The sequence below is a fragment of the Bacteroides eggerthii genome, from assembly GCF_025146565.1.
GTDB classification, from domain to species: domain Bacteria; phylum Bacteroidota; class Bacteroidia; order Bacteroidales; family Bacteroidaceae; genus Bacteroides; species Bacteroides eggerthii.
The window spans coordinates 2282517-2302155 of the sequence record NZ_CP102258.1; the positions used below are offsets into that span (position 1 = coordinate 2282517).

Annotated in this window: 21 protein-coding genes; 18 read left to right on the plus strand and 3 right to left on the minus strand. The window is 42.5% G+C overall.

Going from position 1 to position 19639, the window contains the following annotated elements:
* The first annotated feature begins 115 nt into the window (after nucleotides 1–115).
* From NQ546_RS09325 to NQ546_RS09345, 5 genes are all read left to right on the plus strand, one after another.
* The gene (locus NQ546_RS09325) at nucleotides 116–1672 is read left to right on the plus strand and encodes an ATP-binding protein (protein WP_004294860.1); all 1557 of its coding nucleotides are present in this window, start codon (nucleotides 116–118) and stop codon (nucleotides 1670–1672) included.
* An 88-nt stretch (nucleotides 1673–1760) separates the two neighbouring features.
* Nucleotides 1761–3320: an ATP-binding protein gene (locus NQ546_RS09330; protein WP_115615909.1), complete on the plus strand. Its 1560-nt coding sequence runs from the start codon at nucleotides 1761–1763 to the stop codon at nucleotides 3318–3320.
* Between the two features lie 88 nt (nucleotides 3321–3408).
* Complete coding sequence (locus NQ546_RS09335; protein WP_115615910.1) at nucleotides 3409–4968, plus strand: ATP-binding protein; 1560 nt, start codon at nucleotides 3409–3411, stop codon at nucleotides 4966–4968.
* 174 nt (nucleotides 4969–5142) lie between these two features.
* Nucleotides 5143–5625: an HU family DNA-binding protein gene (locus NQ546_RS09340; protein WP_004289876.1), complete on the plus strand. Its 483-nt coding sequence runs from the start codon at nucleotides 5143–5145 to the stop codon at nucleotides 5623–5625.
* 44 nt (nucleotides 5626–5669) lie between these two features.
* On the plus strand, nucleotides 5670–5771 hold the full coding sequence (locus NQ546_RS09345; RefSeq protein WP_017141194.1) for a smalltalk protein: 102 nt from the start codon (nucleotides 5670–5672) through the stop codon (nucleotides 5769–5771).
* Nucleotides 5772–5857: 86 nt separating this feature from the next.
* Here the strand turns inward: NQ546_RS09345 and NQ546_RS09350 are convergent, their stop codons facing one another.
* The 3 genes from NQ546_RS09350 to NQ546_RS09360 are packed head-to-tail and all read right to left on the minus strand — an operon-like array spanning nucleotide 5858 to nucleotide 6726.
* On the minus strand, nucleotides 5858–6118 hold the full coding sequence (locus NQ546_RS09350) for a hypothetical protein (protein WP_004289877.1): 261 nt from the start codon (nucleotides 6116–6118) through the stop codon (nucleotides 5858–5860).
* Nucleotides 6119–6124: 6 nt separating this feature from the next.
* On the minus strand, nucleotides 6125–6487 hold the full coding sequence (locus NQ546_RS09355; RefSeq protein WP_004289878.1) for a hypothetical protein: 363 nt from the start codon (nucleotides 6485–6487) through the stop codon (nucleotides 6125–6127).
* Nucleotides 6488–6516: 29 nt separating this feature from the next.
* Nucleotides 6517–6726, minus strand: coding sequence for a YtxH domain-containing protein (locus NQ546_RS09360; protein ID WP_004289879.1), 210 nt, complete (start codon nucleotides 6724–6726; stop codon nucleotides 6517–6519).
* A 201-nt stretch (nucleotides 6727–6927) separates the two neighbouring features.
* Between NQ546_RS09360 and NQ546_RS09365 the strand changes: the two genes are divergently transcribed.
* The 13 genes from NQ546_RS09365 (at nucleotide 6928) to NQ546_RS09425 (ending at nucleotide 19606) form a co-directional block, all read left to right on the plus strand.
* Nucleotides 6928–7380 carry a lipocalin-like domain-containing protein gene (locus NQ546_RS09365; RefSeq protein ID WP_004289880.1) on the plus strand — a complete coding sequence of 151 codons (453 nt, stop codon included), beginning with the start codon at nucleotides 6928–6930 and terminating at the stop codon, nucleotides 7378–7380.
* A gap of 49 nt (nucleotides 7381–7429) precedes the next feature.
* Nucleotides 7430–7933 carry an SPOR domain-containing protein gene (locus NQ546_RS09370; protein WP_004289881.1) on the plus strand — a complete coding sequence of 168 codons (504 nt, stop codon included), beginning with the start codon at nucleotides 7430–7432 and terminating at the stop codon, nucleotides 7931–7933.
* 247 nt (nucleotides 7934–8180) lie between these two features.
* The gene (gene cysQ, locus NQ546_RS09375; protein ID WP_004289882.1) at nucleotides 8181–8996 is read left to right on the plus strand and encodes a 3'(2'),5'-bisphosphate nucleotidase CysQ; all 816 of its coding nucleotides are present in this window, start codon (nucleotides 8181–8183) and stop codon (nucleotides 8994–8996) included.
* Nucleotides 8997–9012: 16 nt separating this feature from the next.
* Entirely contained in the window at nucleotides 9013–10566 is a 1554-nt protein-coding gene (locus NQ546_RS09380; protein WP_004289883.1) for an SLC13 family permease, read from the plus strand.
* 7 nt (nucleotides 10567–10573) lie between these two features.
* Nucleotides 10574–11176 (plus strand): adenylyl-sulfate kinase, encoded by a 603-nt coding sequence (cysC, locus tag NQ546_RS09385; protein WP_004289884.1) that lies wholly within the window; start codon nucleotides 10574–10576, stop codon nucleotides 11174–11176.
* Between the two features lie 6 nt (nucleotides 11177–11182).
* Nucleotides 11183–12094 (plus strand): sulfate adenylyltransferase subunit CysD, encoded by a 912-nt coding sequence (gene cysD / locus NQ546_RS09390; RefSeq protein ID WP_004289885.1) that lies wholly within the window; start codon nucleotides 11183–11185, stop codon nucleotides 12092–12094.
* Between the two features lie 31 nt (nucleotides 12095–12125).
* Nucleotides 12126–13586 (plus strand): sulfate adenylyltransferase subunit CysN, encoded by a 1461-nt coding sequence (cysN, locus tag NQ546_RS09395; protein ID WP_004289886.1) that lies wholly within the window; start codon nucleotides 12126–12128, stop codon nucleotides 13584–13586.
* 20 nt (nucleotides 13587–13606) lie between these two features.
* Nucleotides 13607–14713, plus strand: a complete 1107-nt coding sequence (locus tag NQ546_RS09400) for a sulfotransferase family protein (RefSeq protein WP_004289887.1) — start codon at nucleotides 13607–13609, stop codon at nucleotides 14711–14713.
* A 22-nt stretch (nucleotides 14714–14735) separates the two neighbouring features.
* Entirely contained in the window at nucleotides 14736–15701 is a 966-nt protein-coding gene (locus NQ546_RS09405; RefSeq protein WP_004289888.1) for a PCMD domain-containing protein, read from the plus strand.
* Between the two features lie 73 nt (nucleotides 15702–15774).
* Nucleotides 15775–16338 carry a nucleoside deaminase gene (locus tag NQ546_RS09410; protein ID WP_004294854.1) on the plus strand — a complete coding sequence of 188 codons (564 nt, stop codon included), beginning with the start codon at nucleotides 15775–15777 and terminating at the stop codon, nucleotides 16336–16338.
* 80 nt (nucleotides 16339–16418) lie between these two features.
* Nucleotides 16419–16844 (plus strand): Holliday junction resolvase RuvX, encoded by a 426-nt coding sequence (gene ruvX / locus NQ546_RS09415; protein ID WP_004289890.1) that lies wholly within the window; start codon nucleotides 16419–16421, stop codon nucleotides 16842–16844.
* Nucleotides 16845–16888: 44 nt separating this feature from the next.
* The gene (gene def / locus NQ546_RS09420; RefSeq protein WP_004289891.1) at nucleotides 16889–17443 is read left to right on the plus strand and encodes a peptide deformylase; all 555 of its coding nucleotides are present in this window, start codon (nucleotides 16889–16891) and stop codon (nucleotides 17441–17443) included.
* 117 nt (nucleotides 17444–17560) lie between these two features.
* The gene (locus tag NQ546_RS09425; RefSeq protein ID WP_004289892.1) at nucleotides 17561–19606 is read left to right on the plus strand and encodes a tetratricopeptide repeat protein; all 2046 of its coding nucleotides are present in this window, start codon (nucleotides 17561–17563) and stop codon (nucleotides 19604–19606) included.
* Nucleotides 19607–19639 lie beyond the last annotated feature (33 nt).

The window sequence follows — 19639 nt, forward strand, 5'->3', positions numbered from 1 at the left end:
GAAAACAGCTCCAATGGGGCTGTTTTCTTTGTTTATACCTGTGTTTTTGCTAATTATTTCAAAACTTATAAACGAAAAAACGTATATTTGCATATGGCTTCTAAAAAAGAATAGAATGGAACAAATGCGCAAATTGCCAATAGGCATACAAACTTTTGAGAAACTACGTGAAGAAAACTACCTTTATGTAGATAAGACTGCATTGGTTTATCGGATTGCATCTACCTCTGTGCCTTATTTTTTGAGTCGTCCACGTCGTTTCGGAAAAAGCCTGCTTATCTCCACTTTTGAGGCTTACTTTCAAGGACGTAAGGACTTGTTTGAAGGACTTGCGATAGAAAAATTGGAAACCGAATGGAAAGAATATCCGGTATTTCATTTGGATTTGAACGCCGAAAAATATGATAGTAAGGAAGCACTGGAACAGGTGCTTTCTCGTAATCTAAGTCTGTGGGAAGATCGATGGGGAAAGGATGCGGCAGAAGATACAATTGCTTCCCGTTTTGCAGGAGTACTTAGGCGTACTTACGAACAAACCGGCAAACAAGCAGTAGTACTGATTGATGAGTATGACAAGCCATTGCTTCAGGCTATCCTTGATGAGCCGTTGTTGGAAGAATACCGCCGTACGCTGAAAGCTTTTTACGGCGTGTTGAAAAGTGCGGACCGGTATCTTCGTTTTGTATTCTTGACAGGAGTCACCAAGTTTGCACAGGTCAGTGTGTTCAGTGACTTGAATCAGTTGAACGATATCAGTATGAAACCAGCTTATGCCACTGTTTGTGGTATTACGAAGGATGAATTGGTGGAAACGTTTACTCCCGAAATTGATAATTTGGGAGAGAAGAACGGACTTACTTTTGACGAAACCGTATGTCGTTTGACAGCCTTATATGATGGCTATCATTTTGAAGAATCGGCAGAAGGTGTTTTTAATCCCTTTAGCCTGTTAAATGTTTTTGATAGTTATAAGTTTGATAATTATTGGTTTCAGACGGGTACACCTACCTATCTCGTTGACTTGCTGAAACAGAGTGATTATGATTTGCGCCTGTTGATTGATGGAGTAGAAGTACAGGCATCTGCTTTTTCGGAATATCGTGCGGAGATAAGAAACCCGCTTCCTATGATTTATCAGAGTGGTTATCTCACAATCAAGGGATATGATAAAGAGGTCAGTCTTTATACTTTGGGATTTCCTAATGACGAGGTTCGTTATGGCTTTTTGAATTTCCTGATCCCCTATTATACAGAAGTGTCTGATGCGGAGACCGGTTTTTATATTGTAAAATTCATGCGTGAGTTGAGGAGCGGTAATGTAGATGCTTTCATGGAGCGCCTGAAGGTGTTTTTTGCAGGTATGCCTTATGAACTGAGTGAGAATACTGAGCGTCATTATCAGGCGATTTTCTATGTTGTCTTCACCCTGATGGGACAATTTGTAGAAACGGAAGTTCGTAGTGCTCGTGGTCGTGCCGATGCAGTTGTGAAAACAAAAGACTTTATTTTTGTTTTTGAGTTCAAGCTGAATGGAACTGCCGAAGAAGCGCTGAAGCAGATAGATGAAAAAGGGTATCTGATACCTTATACTTTAGATGGGAGAAAGTTGGTGAAAGTGGGGGTGAACTTTAGTAAGGAGAAGCGCAATATAGACTGTTATGTTATAGGCTGATTTCTTTATTTATGCCTGTGTTTTACTAATTTTATCAGAGACAGATGAAAAGCTGTATATTTGCATATGGCTTCTAAAAAAGAATAGAATGGAACAAATGCGTAAATTGCCGATAGGCATACAAACTTTTGAGGAAATACGTAAGGAGAATTATCTTTATGTGGATAAAACTGCCATGGTGTATCAGCTCGCAAATGTCGGTAAACCTTATTTCTTGAGCCGTCCGCGTCGTTTCGGCAAGAGTTTGCTTATTTCTACTTTTGAAGCCTATTTTCAGGGTCGGAAAGATCTGTTCGAAGGACTTGCTATAGAAAAACTGGAAACCGAATGGAAAGAATATCCGGTGCTACATTTGGACTTGAACGCCAAGAAGTATGAGACATCCGATGACTTGACTGCAATGCTTAATCAGTATTTAGAAAAATGGGAGCAAAAATATGGAAATGAGAAGCGTAATCGTAGTTCTGAAGAACGTTTTGCTTATATAATAGAGCAGGCATATATCCAGACCGGTAAGCAGGTTGTAGTACTGATCGATGAGTATGACAAGCCATTGCTTCAGGCTATCCTTGATGAGCCGTTGTTGGAAGAATACCGCCGTACGCTGAAAGCTTTTTACGGCGTGTTGAAAAGTGCGGACCGTTATCTTCGTTTTGTATTCCTGACAGGGGTAACCAAGTTTGCACAGGTCAGTGTGTTCAGTGACTTGAATCAGTTGAATGATATCAGTATGGATTATGCCTATAATTCATTGTGTGGCATCACGAAAGAGGAACTGTCAAGTAACTTTGTGCCTGAGATAAAGAATCTGGGTGAGTTTCTGGGCCTGACGTTTGAGGAAATTGTTGATCGTCTTGAGAAGCAGTATGACGGTTATCATTTCTGTGAGGATACTACTGTCGGGCTTTTTAATCCGTTCAGTGTGCTGAATGCTTTGCAGAAGTTGAAGCTTGGTAACTACTGGTTTCAGACAGGTACACCCACTTACCTGGTTGATTTGTTGAAGCAAAGTGATTACGATCTCCGTCTTTTAATAAACGGCATCGAAACAACTAATTCCGCTTTCAGCGAGTACCGGGCGGAAGCGAATAATCCTCTTCCTATGATTTATCAGAGCGGGTATCTGACTATAAAGCATTATGATAAAGAAGTAGACCTTTATACTTTGAAATTTCCTAATGATGAGGTCTGTTACGGCTTTTTGAATTTTTTGGTACCTTATTATACCAATGTTTCTGATGATGAAACGGGTTTTCATATCGCCAAGTTTATCCGGGAGCTTCGTTCGGGAGATATTGATGCTTTCATGGAGCGCCTGAAGGTGTTTTTTGCAGGTATGCCTTATGAACTGAGTGAGAATACTGAGCGTCATTATCAGGCGATTTTCTATGTTGTCTTCACCCTGATGGGACAATTTGTAGAAACGGAAGTTCGTAGTGCTCGTGGTCGTGCCGATGCAGTTGTGAAAACAAAAGACTTTATTTTTGTTTTTGAATTCAAGCTGAATGGAACTACCGAAGAAGCGCTGAAGCAGATAGATGAAAAAGGGTATCTGATACCTTATACTTTAGATGGGAGAAAGTTGGTGAAAGTGGGGGTGAACTTTAGTAAGGAGAAGCGCAATATAGACTGTTATGTTATAGGCTGATTTCTTTATTTATGCCTGTGTTTTACTAATTGTATCAGAGACAGATGAAAAGCTGTATATTTGCATATGGCTTCTAAAAAAGAATAGAATGGAACAAATGCGTAAATTGCCGATAGGCATACAAACTTTTGAGGAAATACGTAAGGAGAATTATCTTTATGTGGATAAAACTGCTATGGTGTATCAGCTCGCAAATGTCGGTAAACCTTATTTCTTGAGTCGTCCGCGTCGTTTCGGCAAGAGTTTGCTTATTTCTACTTTTGAAGCCTATTTTCAGGGTCGGAAAGATCTGTTCGAAGGACTTGCTATAGAAAAATTGGAAACCGAATGGAAAGAATATCCGGTATTTCATTTGGATTTGAACGCCGAAAAATATGATAGTAAGGAAGCACTGGAACAGGTGCTTTCTCGTAATTTAAGTCTGTGGGAAGATCGATGGGGAAAGGATGCGGCAGAAGATACACTTGCTTCTCGTTTTGCAGGAGTACTTAGGCGTACTTACGAACAGACCGGCAAACAAGCAGTAGTACTGATCGATGAATATGACAAGCCATTGCTTCAGGCTATCCTTGATGAGCCGTTGTTGGAAGAATACCGCCGTACGCTGAAAGCTTTTTACGGCGTGTTGAAAAGTGCGGACCGTTATCTTCGTTTTGTATTCCTGACAGGGGTAACCAAGTTTGCTCAGGTCAGTGTGTTCAGTGACTTGAATCAGTTGAATGATATCAGTATGGATTATGCCTATAATTCATTGTGTGGCATCACGAAAGAGGAACTGTCAAGTAACTTTGTGCCTGAGATAAAGAATCTGGGTGAGTTTCTGGGCCTGACGTTTGAGGAAATTGTTGATCGTCTTGAGAAGCAGTATGACGGTTATCATTTCTGTGAGGATACTACTGTCGGGCTTTTTAATCCGTTCAGTGTGCTGAATGCTTTGCAGAAGTTGAAGCTTGGTAACTACTGGTTTCAGACAGGTACACCCACTTACCTGGTTGATTTGTTGAAGCAAAGTGATTACGATCTCCGTCTTTTAATAAACGGCATCGAAACAACTAATTCCGCTTTCAGCGAGTACCGGGCGGAAGCGAATAATCCTCTTCCTATGATTTATCAGAGCGGGTATCTGACTATAAAGCATTATGATAAAGAAGTAGACCTTTATACTTTGAAATTTCCTAATGATGAGGTCTGTTACGGCTTTTTGAATTTTTTGGTACCTTATTATACCAATGTTTCTGATGATGAAACGGGTTTTCATATCGCCAAGTTTATCCGGGAGCTTCGTTCGGGAGATATTGAAGCCTTTATGGAGCGCCTGAAGGTGTTTTTTGCAGGTATGCCTTATGAATTGAGTGAGAATACTGAGCGTCATTATCAGGCGATTTTCTATGTTGTCTTCACCCTGATGGGACAATTTGTAGAAACGGAAGTTCGTAGTGCTCGTGGTCGTGCCGATGCAGTTGTGAAAACAAAAGACTTTATTTTTGTTTTTGAATTCAAGCTGAATGGAACTGCCGAAGAAGCGCTGAAGCAGATAGATGAAAAAGGGTATCTGATACCTTATACTTTAGATGGGAGAAAGTTGGTGAAAGTGGGGGTGAACTTTAGTAAGGAGAAGCGCAATATAGACTGTTATGTTATAGGCTGAATCAGTGCAAACGTAACTGTCATGAAATGAAAGTTTTATAAAGTATTTCTAGGAAACAGCTCCGGTGGGGCTGTTTTCTTTGTTTATGCCTGTGTATATTCTCACCTTTGCATCGTTGATCAACGAAATGAAAATTTAAAGAAAGTCTAATTTAAAATGTAAAGGAGAGATAATATGCCTCTATTTTATTATGCGAGACAGTCGCAGATTGCAACGAAAGAGGGTGTAAAGACATGGCACCTGAGTTTGAAAAAAGTAGGAAAAGTTGTGGATACGCAGTTGCTGGCGGAGAGTATTGCCGAAAAATCGTCATTGACTCCGGGTGATGTGCAGAACGTAATTCGTAACTTGATGTCGACGATGCGGATGCATCTGTTGAATAGTCGTACGGTACGTCTGAATGGTCTGGGTACATTCACCATGAAGGCCCGTACGCGTGGTAAGGGGACGGAAAAAGCAGAAGATGTAAACCCGAATCAAGTTACGGCGTTGCGTTGCCAGTTTACCCCGGAATATACGCGCCCGGCGGCTATTGGTACTACTCGCGCTTTGTTGCAGGGCGTGGAATTTGAAAAATGGCTGGAAGCAGCCGTTGATGGTGGAACTTCCGGCGGTGGCGAATCGGATGGCGGAGAGGAAGAAGATCCGTTGGGATGAGAAGAGTTATGATTTATCGAGTAATAATTTAAAATTTAGGGACAATGAGTATAAAAGTATCAGTTTGGGATAAGATTCTGAAAGTGATTATTGCAGTGGCAAGCGCTATTGCAGGTGTAATTGGCGGACAAGCAATAGGTATTTAGGAATTTCCGGTCCGAATATGGAAACACTCCCGGCAAGCTGTGTGGAGCACGCATGCCGGGAGTGTTCGTTGTTATGGGGTGATTTGTTAATGTCTGAATATTTTTCTGATTTTTCTCATAAGCTTTATTCCAAGCATTGCTCCGTCGAAGACTGCCATTCCGGTGTTAAATGCCCGCATGATAGCGGTTCCTTTATCTGCTGCTGGGGCAATCGGAGCAAATAAGTTTCGGGCGGTGTCGGACATGACCTGTTTCTGAGTACGCAATTCTTCTAATGCTTCTGCTCTTCGCTGTTGGAGGTCTTCTAATGTAAGGATCTCTGTATTGGAAATATCATTCATATTCATGATATTTTAGTTCTTGTTGTTATCTATGAATAATCCTGCAATGAATCTGGTCATTGGATTAATAATGATTTTTTTGCGGAATATGACAATCAGTGCAATCAATAAGATGTGGAAACAACTTATCATGGCGAAACTTACCATGAGTCCGCCCACTATCGGGTCTAATATATAGGCCAGCGTAAAAGAGAGATAGAACAAAGCCACCATGCCAAGAATGACGACCAACAATACAAGTATAAGTGTGGAAAGCAATATGGTTAGCTTCTCCGCTACTTCCAGCTGGGTATATTTCTTTTGTAATTCCAGATACTTCTTGAATTCTAAAAATAATTGCTGAATATTCTCAATACTGTTGTCGTCTGCAAACATAGTGGCTTTGTTTTGAAATGTGGTTTGATTTATTCGTTTGCTTCGCCTTTGATTTCTGCGGCAATCTCGTCAACGAGGTTCTCCATTTCATTACGGTTCAACCGGATACCTTTCTTACGGAGAATCTCTGCAATCTTTTGACGCGTGTCTTCTCCTTTTTCCGGGGCAAACAAAATACCGATGGCGGCACCTACTGCTGCACCACCTAAAAATGCTGCTAAAACATTTAATCCTTTCATAATAATACTCCTTTCTTTTTATTAGGTCTAATGTAACAAAGCTAACAATTTTTTTTGAATGATTGTTCAACAGTTCTTGTTTTTTAGAAATATATACCATGAAAACCAACAAAATGTACATTTTAATTATATTTAACTGCATCGGAGGGCATAAGATAAGCGGTTCGGCGTACTTTTGCTCCATAAATTAAAAAGAGGTATATGAAAAAATTGTTGAATGGGACAATTCTATTACTTTTGATGTGTGCAGTATCGGGATTGACGTCTTGTATGAATGACGGAGGTTCCGATTGGGTTGGAAAATGGCAGTTGCGTGAATATCAGTATCCCGACGGTAAAGTGCAGAAAGTGGACAGCATCTTTTATGGCTTTCAAAAAGGTAGCTTTTTGGCATATTGTATGAATAAAAGTGGAAGCTATGAAGGTTTTTATGGCTATTATAAGTTGAAAGATGATGAAATTTCTATAACTTTGTGGCCGGATAATAGTTCCGGAAATGAGGCAGCGCACGAGGAACTGGTGAATTCTGCAAGTTATAAGAATTTCTTTGGCTGGGGAGATACCGGTGAAAGGACATTCAAGGTTGAAGAACTGACCGACAAGAAGATGCGATTGAACTATGAGGGAACGAAATATGTTTTCCGTAAGTATTGAGTGTAGTTTTGGAATAGACATAGTTACTAACAAAAAATAAAAGAAAAAGATGAAAAAACTGGCAGTATTAGGAATGGGAGTATGTATTGTACTGGCATTCTCTTCTTGTAAATCAAGTGAAAGTGCTTACAAGAAGGCATATGAAAAGGCTAAACAGCAGGAATTGGCTGAACCACAAACTACCACACCGGTAGAGGAAGTGGCCCCTGTGGTTAGCGCTCCTGTAGAAGCAAAAGTTGTGGAAAGTGCACCGGTAGGTACGATTCGTGAAGAAAAAGTAACGGTTGTGTCCGGTGTTGACGGACTGAAAGATTATAGTGTTGTATGCGGTAGTTTCGGTGTGAAGGCTAATGCAGAGAACCTGAAAAACTTCTTGGACAAGGAGGGTTACAATGCTGTGATTGCATTTAATGCAGATGCTGCTATGTACCGCGTGATTGTGAGCACATACGCCGATAGAAATTCTGCTGCTAATGCTCGTGATGCTTTCAAGGCCAAATATCCTAATCGTCAGGATTTTCAGGGTGCTTGGCTGCTGTATCGCATTAATTAATTTGAATTCTTTTTGGTAATTCATAGGAAAGGGGTATCTTCCTCCTTTCAAGATAGGGCAGTAACTGGGAAGTTACTGCCTTTTTCATAATGTGTTGGAAATGATAATGAAAACTCTGTTTTTTGAGATTGTGAAAAGTGCTTATAAATTTCTCTTTTTCGTTTAAAAGAAGTTATAAAACAAAATTAAAAACTTTTTGCGGTGGAAAAGTTTTTAATTTTGCACCTTATATATTTTTAGAATACATATGGGACGACAATATATACTTGATGCGATTGATGCAGCACTGTGTGCCGGTGCAGACATTCTCTCTATTTATAATGATCCGGCATCAGACTTTCAAATAGAAAAGAAAGCGGATAATTCCCCTTTGACGATTGCTGACAGAAAAGCGCATGAAACCATTGCAGGATATCTAAAGAATACCCCTTACCCATTATTGAGCGAAGAAGGAAAGCATTTATCTTATGCCGAGAGAAGTACGTGGGACACTCTATGGATTGTGGATCCTTTGGACGGAACGAAGGAGTTCATAAAACGGAATGGAGAATTTACTGTTAACATCGCTTTGGTGCATAACTCTGTTCCTGTAATGGGAGTTATCTATCTTCCGGTGAAAAAAGAACTTTATTTTGCCGAAGAGACTTTGGGGGCTTACAAGCTTTCCGGTTTCACCACTCGTGGCGAGGCGTCGTTGGAAGAATTGATGGCAGAAGCCGTTCGTTTGCCTGTGAAGGACAAACATTCCGGGTTTGTGATTGTGGCATCCCGTTCCCATTTGTCTCCGGAAACCGAAAGCTATATTGAAAAGATGAAGTGTTGTCATTCGGATGTGGAATTGGTTTCAAGTGGCAGTTCTATCAAGATATGCTTGGTTGCGGAGGGAAAAGCGGATGTATATCCCCGTTTTGCTCCGACAATGGAGTGGGATACTGCGGCTGGACACGCCATTGCACGCGCAGCCGGTATGGAGGTATATCAGGCTGAAAAGGAAGAGCCTTTGCAATATAATAAAGAAGATTTGCTGAACCCTTGGTTTATAGTAGAGCCCAGGCGTAACTAAATAATGACTCGTATATATGACCTTTGAAATCATATTTGTGCTTTTGGCACTGGTGGGTATGGTGATAGCCCTGATTCTGGACAAGATGCGTCCGGGAATGGTGCTTTTCTCGGTTGTGGTGTTGTTCCTTTGTGCGGGAATCCTGACACCTAAAGAAATGTTGGAAGGATTCAGTAATAAGGGGATGATTACCGTAGCCATGCTGTTTTTAGTCAGTGAAGGTATACGCCAGTCAGGTGCATTGGGACAGCTTATAAAGAAACTGCTTCCGCAGGGTAAAACTACGGTTTTCAAGGCTCAACTTCGAATGTTGCCGATAATTTCCTTTATTTCCGCTTTCCTGAACAATACTCCTGTTGTTGTAATTTTTGCCCCGATAATAAAGCGCTGGGCAGAGTCGGTAAAACTTCCGGCAACGAAATTCCTGATACCTCTTTCATATGTCACGATTCTGGGAGGTATATGTACATTGATCGGTACTTCTACAAACCTGGTGGTGCATGGCATGATATTGGAAGCCGGGTATGAAGGCTTTACCATGTTTGAACTTGGAAAGGTGGGGATTTTTGTGGCGGTAGTTGGTATCCTCTATCTGTTTCTGTTTTCATCCAAACTGCTGCCGGATGTACGTAAAGATGCTGTGAAATTGGATGACGAACCGGAAGAGCATAGTGATTTGCATCGTGTAGAGGCTGTTTTGGGCGCTCGTTTTCCCGGTATTAACAAGAAGTTGAAGGATTTCAACTTTAAACGTCATTACGGAGCTGAAGTAAAAGAAATAAAACGTAACGGCCAGAGTTATACGCAGGATTTGGAGAATGAATATTTTCGGGAAGGTGATACATTGGTTGTAATGGCTGACGACTCCTTTGTGCAGACTTGGGGAGAATCTTCTGTGTTCGTAATGTTGGCTAACGGTAAGGATACGGAACCTGTTGCAAGCAGAGGCAAACGCTGGTTTGCACTTATTCTGTTGTTATTGATGATTACCGGAGCAACAGTCGGTGAACTTCCTGCTGTGAAAGAAGCTTTTCCGAATATAAAGCTGGATATGTTCTTCTTCGTTTCGGTGACGACCATTATAATGGCGTGGACAAAAATCTTTCCTGCACGTAAATATACAAAATATATATCATGGGATATCCTGATAACGATTGCTTGTGCTTTCGCCATCAGTAAGGCAATGGTGAATTCCGGGGTGGCGGATGCTGTGGCTAAATATATTATCGGCCTTACGGAACATTATGGACCTACGGTATTACTGGCTGTCATGTTTATCATTACAAACCTGTTTACCGAACTGATAACGAATAACGCCGCCGCTGCACTCGCTTTCCCATTGGCGCTTTCCATTTCATCACAGTTGGGAGTGAGCCCGACACCTTTTCTTGTGGTGATTTGCATGGCTGCATCGGCAAGTTTTTCAACACCCATCGGTTATCAGACCAATCTGATAGTACAGGGTATCGGTAATTATAAGTTTACTGATTTTGTTCGTATCGGACTGCCGTTGAATATTATCACTTTTCTTATATCCATATTCCTTATTCCCCTAATTTGGCCATTTTGATTGAATTATGACAGAGAATAATATATATCCTATTTTTGACAGAATGTTGTCGAGGCAAGACAAAGAAGAGCTTTTGAAACAACATAGCGTGATGATTTGGTTTACCGGACTAAGCGGTTCGGGTAAGAGTACGATAGCTATCGCCTTAGAGCGTGAGTTGCATAAGCGGGGACTGCTTTGCCGTATTCTGGATGGAGACAATATCCGTAGCGGTATTAATAATAATCTGGGTTTTACGGAAGCCGACCGTATAGAAAATATTCGTCGCATAGCTGAGGTTTCCAAACTTTTTGTAGATACGGGTATCATAACGATTGCCGCCTTCATCAGCCCCAGTAATGATATTCGCGAAATGGCGGCCAATATTATCGGAAAAGATGATTTTCTGGAAGTGTACGTCAGTACGCCCATCGAGGAATGTGAACGCCGGGATGTAAAAGGTCTGTATGCAAAGGCGCGTCGGGGGGAGATTAAGAACTTCACCGGTATTTCCGCCCCTTTCGAGGCACCTGCTCAGCCTGCGTTGGTGTTGGATACGTCTGCATTGAGTCTGGAAGAGTCTGTCAATAAGCTATTGGAATTAATTTTACCGAGAATTCAGAAGAAATAATATATAATGAAAGAAGAATATAAACTGAGCCATTTGAAAGAACTCGAAGCAGAGTCTATTCATATTATCCGCGAGGTGGCTGCGGAATTTGAGAATCCGGTGATGCTTTATAGTATCGGTAAGGATTCATCGGTTATGGTACGTCTGGCTGAAAAGGCTTTTGCACCGGGTAAAGTGCCTTTCCCGCTGATGCATATCGACTCAAAGTGGAAGTTTAAGGAAATGATCCAATTTCGTGACGAGTATGCCAAAAAGTATGGTTGGAATCTGATTGTGGAAAGTAATATGGAAGCATTCCAAGCCGGTGTTGGACCTTTTACGCATGGCAGTAAGGTACACACCGATTTGATGAAGACTCAGGCTCTGCTGCACGCATTGGACAAATATAAGTTTGATGCCGCTTTTGGCGGCGCCCGTCGCGACGAGGAAAAATCGCGTGCGAAGGAACGTATTTTCTCTTTCCGCGATAAATTCCACCAATGGGATCCTAAGAACCAGCGCCCTGAATTGTGGGATATATATAATGCACGTGTCCATAAAGGGGAGAGCATCCGCGTGTTCCCGCTGAGTAATTGGACAGAATTGGATATCTGGCAATACATTCGTCTGGAGAATATTCCTATCGTACCTCTGTACTTTGCCAAAGAACGTCCTTGTGTGGAAATTGACGGTAATCTGATTATGGCTGATGACGACCGCCTGCCGGAACAATATCGTGAAAAGATAGAGATGCGTATGGTGCGTTTCCGTACGTTGGGCTGCTGGCCGTTGACCGGAGCTGTGGAAAGTAATGCCGATACAATAGAGAAGATTGTAGAGGAAATGATGACTACCACCAAGAGTGAACGTACTACCCGCGTCATCGACTTCGATCAGGAAGCAAGTATGGAGCAGAAAAAACGTGAAGGATATTTCTAAGGAATTAAGAATTAAAATTGAGAATTAAGAAATGAATGATTCAAGACTTGATATAAAGGCTTTCCTTGATAAAGATGAACAGAAAGATTTGCTTCGTTTCCTTACTGCAGGTTCGGTAGACGACGGAAAGTCCACACTTATCGGACGCCTGTTGTTTGATAGTAAGAAGTTGTACGAAGATCAGTTGGATGCGTTGGAACGCGACAGCAAGCGTATGGGCAATGCCGGCGACCACATTGATTATGCATTGCTACTGGATGGCTTGAAAGCGGAACGTGAACAAGGCATTACGATTGATGTAGCCTACCGTTATTTCTCTACAAATAATCGTAAATTCATTATTGCCGATACTCCGGGACACGAACAGTATACGCGTAATATGATTACCGGCGGCTCCACCGCTAACTTGGCAATCATTCTGGTAGACGCCCGAATGGGAGTCATTACACAGACACGCCGCCATACTTTCCTTGTTTCTTTGTTGGGTATCAAGCATGTAGTGCTTGCTGTCAATAAGATGGATTTGGTGGGATTTTCCGAAGAGCGCTTTAATGAAATAGTAGGGGAGTATAAGAAATTTATAGCTCCGCTGGGTATTCCCGATGTGACTTGCATCCCACTTTCTGCACTGGATGGTGATAATGTAGTGGAGAAGTCGGACCGTACTCCTTGGTACAAGGGCGTTTCTCTGCTTGACTTCCTTGAAACTGTGCCTATTGACAATGACCACAACCTGAAAGATTTCCGTTTCCCGGTGCAATATGTGCTTCGCCCTAATCTTGACTTCCGCGGTTTCTGCGGTAAAGTGGCTTCGGGCATTATCCGTAAGGGCGATGAAGTTATGGCGTTGCCGTCGGGAAAGAAGTCCCGTATCAAGAGTATCGTGACTTACGAAGGTGAACTGGATTATGCTTTCCCGCCACAGTCCGTTACGCTGACACTGGAAGACGAGATCGACGTTTCGCGTGGGGAAATGCTGGTGCATCCTGATAATCTTCCGATGATGGAGCGTAATTTTGAAGCTATGGTGGTGTGGATGGATGAAGAACCGATGGACGTAAATAAATCTTTCTTCATCAAGCAGACTACTAATTTGAGCCGTACGCGCATTGATAGTATCAAGTATAAGGTAGATGTCAACACAATGGAGGAGCTTTCCATTGATAATGGCCGGTTGACGAAAGAAACTATGCCACTGCAGCTGAACCAGATTGCCCGCATGGTGTTGACTACTGCTAAAGAGTTGTTCTTTGACCCGTACAGGGCTAACAAAGCCACCGGTTCGTTTATCTTGATAGACCCGATAACCAATAATACCAGCGCCGTAGGTATGATTATCGACCGGGTGGAAGATAAGGACATGCACCTTTCCGAGGAACTTCCCGTATTGGATTTGCCGAAATTGGGAATTCTCCCCGGACAGTATGAGGCTGTGGAAAAGGCTGTGAAAGAACTGGAACGCCAGGGAATAGCAGTGATAATCAAGAAGTGAAAAGTTAAGAATTAAACAAAATGGGTCTATTAGAATTCAATAAATTGCCGATTAATACGCTTGTCGGTGCAGACTGGAAAACGTTTAATGCCATTACAAAGGGGCGTGAAATAGATGCTGCATACAAAGGGAAATATCGATTGACGAAAGCCGTATGCCGTCTGCTTGCTACACTGGCTCCTTTGCAGGACAAGCGTTATGAGAAGTTATTGGCTGCCAAGCCGCTGGAACATGATCCGGTTTTTATCCTCGGGCACTGGCGCAGCGGAACAACTTTCGTGCATAATGTGTTCTCTTGTGATAAGCACTTTGGCTATAACACAACTTATCAGACCGTATTTCCGCATCTGATGATGTGGGGACAGCCTTTCTTCAAGAAGAATATGAGCTGGCTGATGCCCGACAAGCGTCCTACGGATAATATGGAGCTGGCTGTGGACTTGCCGCAGGAAGAAGAGTTTGCATTGGCGAATATGATGCCTTATACCTACTACAATTTCTGGTTTCTGCCTAAGCACCAACAAGAATATGCAGATAAGTATCTGTTGTTTGATGATATAAGCGAAGCAGAGTTGAGGGTATTTGAAGAAACATTCACCAAGCTTATCAAGATTTCCTTGTGGAATACGCATGGAACTCAGTTCCTCAGTAAGAACCCGCCTCATACGGGACGTGTGAAGGAGCTGGTGAAGATGTTCCCTAATGCCAAGTTCATCTACTTGATGCGCAATCCTTATACGGTGTTTGAAAGTACGCGTAGTTTCTTTACGAATACTATCCAGCCGTTGAAACTTCAGGATATCACTCCTGCGGAGTTGGAGCAGAACATATTGTCTGTTTATGCCAAGCTCTACCATAAGTATGAGGCAGACAAGGCAAGTATTCCGGCTGGTAACTTGATTGAAGTGAAATTTGAGGATTTTGAAGCTGATGCGATGGGAATGACAGAACACATCTACGATGCGCTGTCCATACCCGGTTTTGCAGATGCCCGCGGCGCTATTGAACAGTATGTAGGCGGTAAGAAAGGTTATAAGAAGAATAAATATAAATATGATGACCGTACGGTGCGGCTGGTTCAGGAAAACTGGAATTTTGCACTGAAACAATGGAACTATGAACTTTAATTGATTGTAGGAGGCTAAAGAAATGATTCGTAAAAAACTTCGTATGTTGAGTTTGCTGTCCGTAATGCTTTGTAGCGTAGCAGCATCGGCACAGCATAAAGTCGAAATGATTCCTTTTGGAAATATGGATCAATGGATTGATCGTCAGATTAAAGAGTCGGGGATTATCGGTGGCGCCACCAAGAATGTATTTGCTATCGGGCCTACTGCTACTATCACAGAGAATAAGGCATATACGAATATGGGGGGCTCTCCCTGGGCTACTTCCAATGTAATGGCACGCGTGGCGGGTATTACCAAAACCAATACTTCGGTATTTCCGGAAAAACGGGGTGATGGCTTTTGCGCCCGTATGGACACCCGTATGGAAAGTGTAAAGGTATTTGGCATTGTGGATATTACGGTGCTGGCTGCCGGTTCCATATTCCTTGGTAATGTGCACGAGCCTATCAAGGGAACGAAAAATCCGCAGAAAATGCTGAACTCCGGTATTCCGTTTACGAAAAAGCCCATTGCAATCCAGTTTGACTACAAGGTGAAAATGTCCGACCGGGAAAAGCGTATTCGTGCAACGGGTTTCAGCAAGATAACCGATGTAGAAGGTAAGGATTTTCCGGAAATGAACCTCTTTTTGCAGAAACGCTGGGAGGATAAGGATGGAAATATCTACGCCAAACGTGTGGGTACGGTAGTGGTACGCTATTACAACACTACGGACGACTGGCGCAATAACGCCACTTATTCCATTATGTATGGTGATATTACGGGTAATCCTGAATATAAAGCGCATATGATGCGTCTGCAAGTACAGGAACGCTATGCGGTGAACAGCAAGGGCGAAAGTGTGCCTATCAAAGAAGTGGCGTGGGGAACGGAAGATGATGTCCCTACCCATATTCAGCTGCAATTTACATCCAGTCATGGCGGAGCGTACATCGGTTCTCCGGGCAACTCGTTCTATGTGGATAATGTGAAGTTGGTATATTGATTCTTTTTTCCGATTGGCCGGACAGGGTGGTTGCAACTTTAATGAAGAATATAAAAAAATAAATGGTTGTGGTATGAAACATTTTAATATCAGAGCTGCAATAGCTTCTTTGTTTTCCGGTTCCGGGCGGAATAATCGGAATGGACTTCCTGAAAAGACGGATTTTTCCGACGAAGATGCCCGTTACATGAGGATGGCTATTGACTTGTCTGTTGAGAACATTGATAATGGAGGCGGTCCTTTTGGCGCCGTCATTGTTCGTGACGGAGAGGTCATTGCTACGGGAGTGAACCGGGTGGTTCCCAATAATGATCCTACTGCCCATGCCGAAGTGAATGCCATTCGCAATGCCTGCCAGAAGTTGGATACTTTTCAATTGGAAGGATGTACTGTTTACAGTTCGTGCGAGCCTTGTCCGATGTGCCTGAGTGCCCTCTACTGGGCGGGAGTGAAACGCATTTGTTACGGCAATACGAAAGCTGATGCCAAGGCCATTGACTTCGACGACTCTTTCATTTATGACCAGCTGGACTTGGGGTACGACCAACGTTCCATTCGTTGTGAACATTTCCTGCGTGATGAGGCTCAGAAAGCATTCCGTAAATGGCAGGAGAAGAGCGACAAGATACCTTATTGAGTAGTAAAAAACTGTCGTAGAGATAAAACTTATCTCTTTTAAGCTGATTTAAAATATTAATCGTAATTTTGTAGCCCATTATGAGTAGAATAATAGCTATTGATTACGGTAAGAAGCGTACGGGTATAGCCGTTAGCGATACGTTACAGATGATTGCTAACGGACTTACTACTGTACCTACGCATGAGTTGCTCGCCTTTATTCTTGACTATGTGGCAAAAGAACCGGTAGAACGGATTCTTGTCGGCTTACCGAAACAGATGAATAACGAGGCTTCTGAGAACATGAAGCGTATCGAACCCTTTGTGCGCTCTCTGAAAAAGAAGTTACCGGATATGCCGGTGGAGTACGTGGATGAACGCTTTACTTCGGTATTGGCGCACCGTACGATGCTGGAAGCCGGATTGAAGAAGAAAGACAGGCAGAACAAGGCGTTAGTCGACGAAATCAGTGCGACTATTATCCTGCAAACTTATTTGGAGAACAAGCGTTTCGCTTCTTTATAAGTGTATAAGAAATAATTCATAATTGATAATTCATAATTAAAGAAATGATTTTACCCGTTTATGTATACGGACAACCCGTATTGAGAAAAGTGGCAGAGGACATCACTCCTGACTATCCGAACCTGAAAGAATTGATTCAGAATATGTTTGAAACAATGGACCACGCTGACGGTGTGGGACTTGCAGCACCGCAGATCGGTTTGCCGATTCGTGTGGTTGTTGTAGATTTGGATGTGCTGTCGGAGGACTATCCTGAATATAAAGGTTTCCGTAAAGCATATATCAATGCACACATTCTGGAAGTATCGGGCGAGGAAGTATCTATGGAAGAAGGCTGCCTGAGCTTGCCCGGTATTCATGAATCTGTAAAAAGAGGCAATAAAATACGTGTGAAATATCTGGATGAGGACTTGGTGGAGCATGACGAGATCGTGGAAGGTTATCTTGCTCGTGTAATGCAGCATGAGTTTGACCATTTGGACGGTAAGATGTTCATCGACCATTTGTCGCCTTTGCGCAAGCAGATGATAAAAGGAAAATTGAATGCCATGTTGAAAGGTAAGGCACATTGCACTTACAAAGTGAAAACTGTTAAGTAAGAAAACCATATAATAAGGTATAAAAGGCTCAAAAAAAATAAAAAGTCTTCCGTATATCCTGATATATAAATGAATAAACGCTACTTTTGTTTTGTTTACAAGCATTTATAAGACAATATGATCAAAAAGATATTGCTGGCAATTTTGTTATTGCCCACGTTGTTATATGCGCAAATCAATACGGAAAGGGTGATGACTATTGCCCGGAACGCATTGTATTTTGAGGACTACGTGCTTTCTATCCAATACTTCAATCAGGTAATCAACGCGAAGCCTTATTTATATGAGCCTTATTTCTTTCGTGCACTGGCCAAAATTAATTTGGATGATTTTCAGGGTGCTGAAATGGATTGTGATTTGGCTATTCAGCGCAATCCTTTTGTTGTGGGCGCTTATCAGATAAGAGGATTGGCGCGTATTCGCCAGGATAAGTTTGATGGTGCGATAGAAGACTATAAAACTGCCTTGAAATATGATCCGGAAAATGTGGTGCTCTGGCATAATCTCTCTTTGTGCCATATGCAGAAAGAGGACTTCAGCTCTGCCAAGGAAGACTTAGGTAAGCTGCTTGCCATAGCTCCGAGATATACGCGGGCGTATCTGATGCGAGGTGAAGTCAACCTGAAGCAGAACGATACGATACAGGCTTTGAAGGACTTTGATACAGCTATCGATATGGATCGTTATGATCCGGACAGTTGGGCCGCACGAGCTATTGTGCGTCTCCAGCAAGCCGATTACAAAGAGGCTGAAAGTGATTTAGACCAGGCGATACATCTGAGTGTGCGCAACTCAGGCAACTACATTAATCGTGCTTTGGCGCGTTTTCATCAGAATAATTTGAGAGGTGCCATGAGTGACTACGATTTGGCGCTGGATATTGATCCTAATAATTTCCTCGGACACTATAATCGCGGTTTGTTGCGTGCGCAAGTTGGTGATGACAACCGGGCGATAGAAGATTTTGACTTTGTGCTGAAGATAGAGCCGGATAATATGATGGCAACGTTCAATCGTGGTTTGTTGCGTGCACAGACAGGGGATTATCGCGGTGCTATCAGCGATTATTCCAGAGTGATAGATGAATATCCCAATTTCATGGCCGGTTACTATCATCGCGCTGAAGCCAGAAAGAAGATTGGTGATCGTAAGGGGGCGGAGCAGGATGAGTTTAAGGTTATGAAGATGCAGCTCGACAAGCGTAACGGTGTAACTTCCGGTGGTAACGGTAAGGATGTGGCGGATAATAATAACGGAGATTCCGGGCAGGACAGCGGTAAGACCCGTAAGAAGTCTGATAAGAATATGGAGAACTATCGCAAGATTGTGATAGCGGATGATTCGGAAGCCGATCAGCGTTACAAGAGCGACTATCGTGGGCGTGTGCAAGATCGGAATGTAACTATCAAGCTCGAACCGATGTATGCGCTGACCTACTATGAGAAGCTGAGCGATGTGAAGCGGATAGTGCACTATCATAAGTACATCGATGAATTGAATCATTCGAAATTGCTTCCCAAGCCGCTGCGAATCACCAATATGGAGTCTCCGTTGACAGAAGAGCAGGTGCGTTTCCATTTTGCTTTGATCGACGCTCATACATCAGAGATTGTAGCGGATGAGAAGAATGCCAAAAAACGGTTCATGCGGGGGCTGGATTTCTATTTGGTACAAGATTTCGCAAGTTCCATAGACGACTTTACACAGAGTATCTTATTGGATGATACTTTCTTTCCGGCATATTTTATGCGTGCTTTGGTGCGTTATAAGCAATTGGAATACAAAAAAGCGGAGGCCGGAATGAGTGAGGGTGCTGTTTCCGGCGCATCGGAAGTGAAAAAATCGGAAGTGACGGCTATGGACTACGACATTGTGAAAAATGATTTGGACCATGTCATCCGGTTAGCGCCCGATTTTGTTTACGGCTATTATAATCGCGGAAATATATTGTCCATGCTGAAAGACTATCGTGCGGCACTGGTGGATTACGATAAAGCAATTGAACTGAACCCCGACTTTGCCGAGGCATATTTCAATCGTGGACTGACACATATTTTCCTGGGTAATAACAGGCAGGGTATTTCGGATTTGAGCAAGGCGGGTGAATTGGGTATTGTTTCCGCCTACAACATTATCAAGCGATTTACCAATACGCAGCAATAACATTTTTTTGCTAAAAAATAGAATATCAATAAA

Bases quoted from the DNA above. Each gene is read 5' to 3' on its own strand.
- NQ546_RS09400 (WP_004289887.1), top strand. From the start codon at position 13,607: ATGGGTCTATTAGAATTCAATAAATTGCCGATTAATACGCTTGTCGGT.
- NQ546_RS09380 (WP_004289883.1), top strand. From the start codon at position 9,013: ATGACCTTTGAAATCATATTTGTGCTTTTGGCACTGGTGGGTATGGTG.
- NQ546_RS09355 (WP_004289878.1), bottom strand. From the start codon at position 6,487: ATGTTTGCAGACGACAACAGTATTGAGAATATTCAGCAATTATTTTTA.
- NQ546_RS09330 (WP_115615909.1), top strand. From the start codon at position 1,761: ATGGAACAAATGCGTAAATTGCCGATAGGCATACAAACTTTTGAGGAA.
- NQ546_RS09325 (WP_004294860.1), top strand. From the start codon at position 116: ATGGAACAAATGCGCAAATTGCCAATAGGCATACAAACTTTTGAGAAA.
- def (WP_004289891.1), top strand. From the start codon at position 16,889: ATGATTTTACCCGTTTATGTATACGGACAACCCGTATTGAGAAAAGTG.
- ruvX (WP_004289890.1), top strand. From the start codon at position 16,419: ATGAGTAGAATAATAGCTATTGATTACGGTAAGAAGCGTACGGGTATA.
- NQ546_RS09345 (WP_017141194.1), top strand. From the start codon at position 5,670: ATGAGTATAAAAGTATCAGTTTGGGATAAGATTCTGAAAGTGATTATT.
- cysC (WP_004289884.1), top strand. From the start codon at position 10,574: ATGACAGAGAATAATATATATCCTATTTTTGACAGAATGTTGTCGAGG.
- NQ546_RS09425 (WP_004289892.1), top strand. From the start codon at position 17,561: ATGATCAAAAAGATATTGCTGGCAATTTTGTTATTGCCCACGTTGTTA.
- cysN (WP_004289886.1), top strand. From the start codon at position 12,126: ATGAATGATTCAAGACTTGATATAAAGGCTTTCCTTGATAAAGATGAA.
- NQ546_RS09335 (WP_115615910.1), top strand. From the start codon at position 3,409: ATGGAACAAATGCGTAAATTGCCGATAGGCATACAAACTTTTGAGGAA.
- NQ546_RS09365 (WP_004289880.1), top strand. From the start codon at position 6,928: ATGAAAAAATTGTTGAATGGGACAATTCTATTACTTTTGATGTGTGCA.
- NQ546_RS09350 (WP_004289877.1), bottom strand. From the start codon at position 6,118: ATGAATATGAATGATATTTCCAATACAGAGATCCTTACATTAGAAGAC.
- cysD (WP_004289885.1), top strand. From the start codon at position 11,183: ATGAAAGAAGAATATAAACTGAGCCATTTGAAAGAACTCGAAGCAGAG.
- NQ546_RS09405 (WP_004289888.1), top strand. From the start codon at position 14,736: ATGATTCGTAAAAAACTTCGTATGTTGAGTTTGCTGTCCGTAATGCTT.
- NQ546_RS09370 (WP_004289881.1), top strand. From the start codon at position 7,430: ATGAAAAAACTGGCAGTATTAGGAATGGGAGTATGTATTGTACTGGCA.
- NQ546_RS09340 (WP_004289876.1), top strand. From the start codon at position 5,143: ATGCCTCTATTTTATTATGCGAGACAGTCGCAGATTGCAACGAAAGAG.
- cysQ (WP_004289882.1), top strand. From the start codon at position 8,181: ATGGGACGACAATATATACTTGATGCGATTGATGCAGCACTGTGTGCC.
- NQ546_RS09410 (WP_004294854.1), top strand. From the start codon at position 15,775: ATGAAACATTTTAATATCAGAGCTGCAATAGCTTCTTTGTTTTCCGGT.
- NQ546_RS09360 (WP_004289879.1), bottom strand. From the start codon at position 6,726: ATGAAAGGATTAAATGTTTTAGCAGCATTTTTAGGTGGTGCAGCAGTA.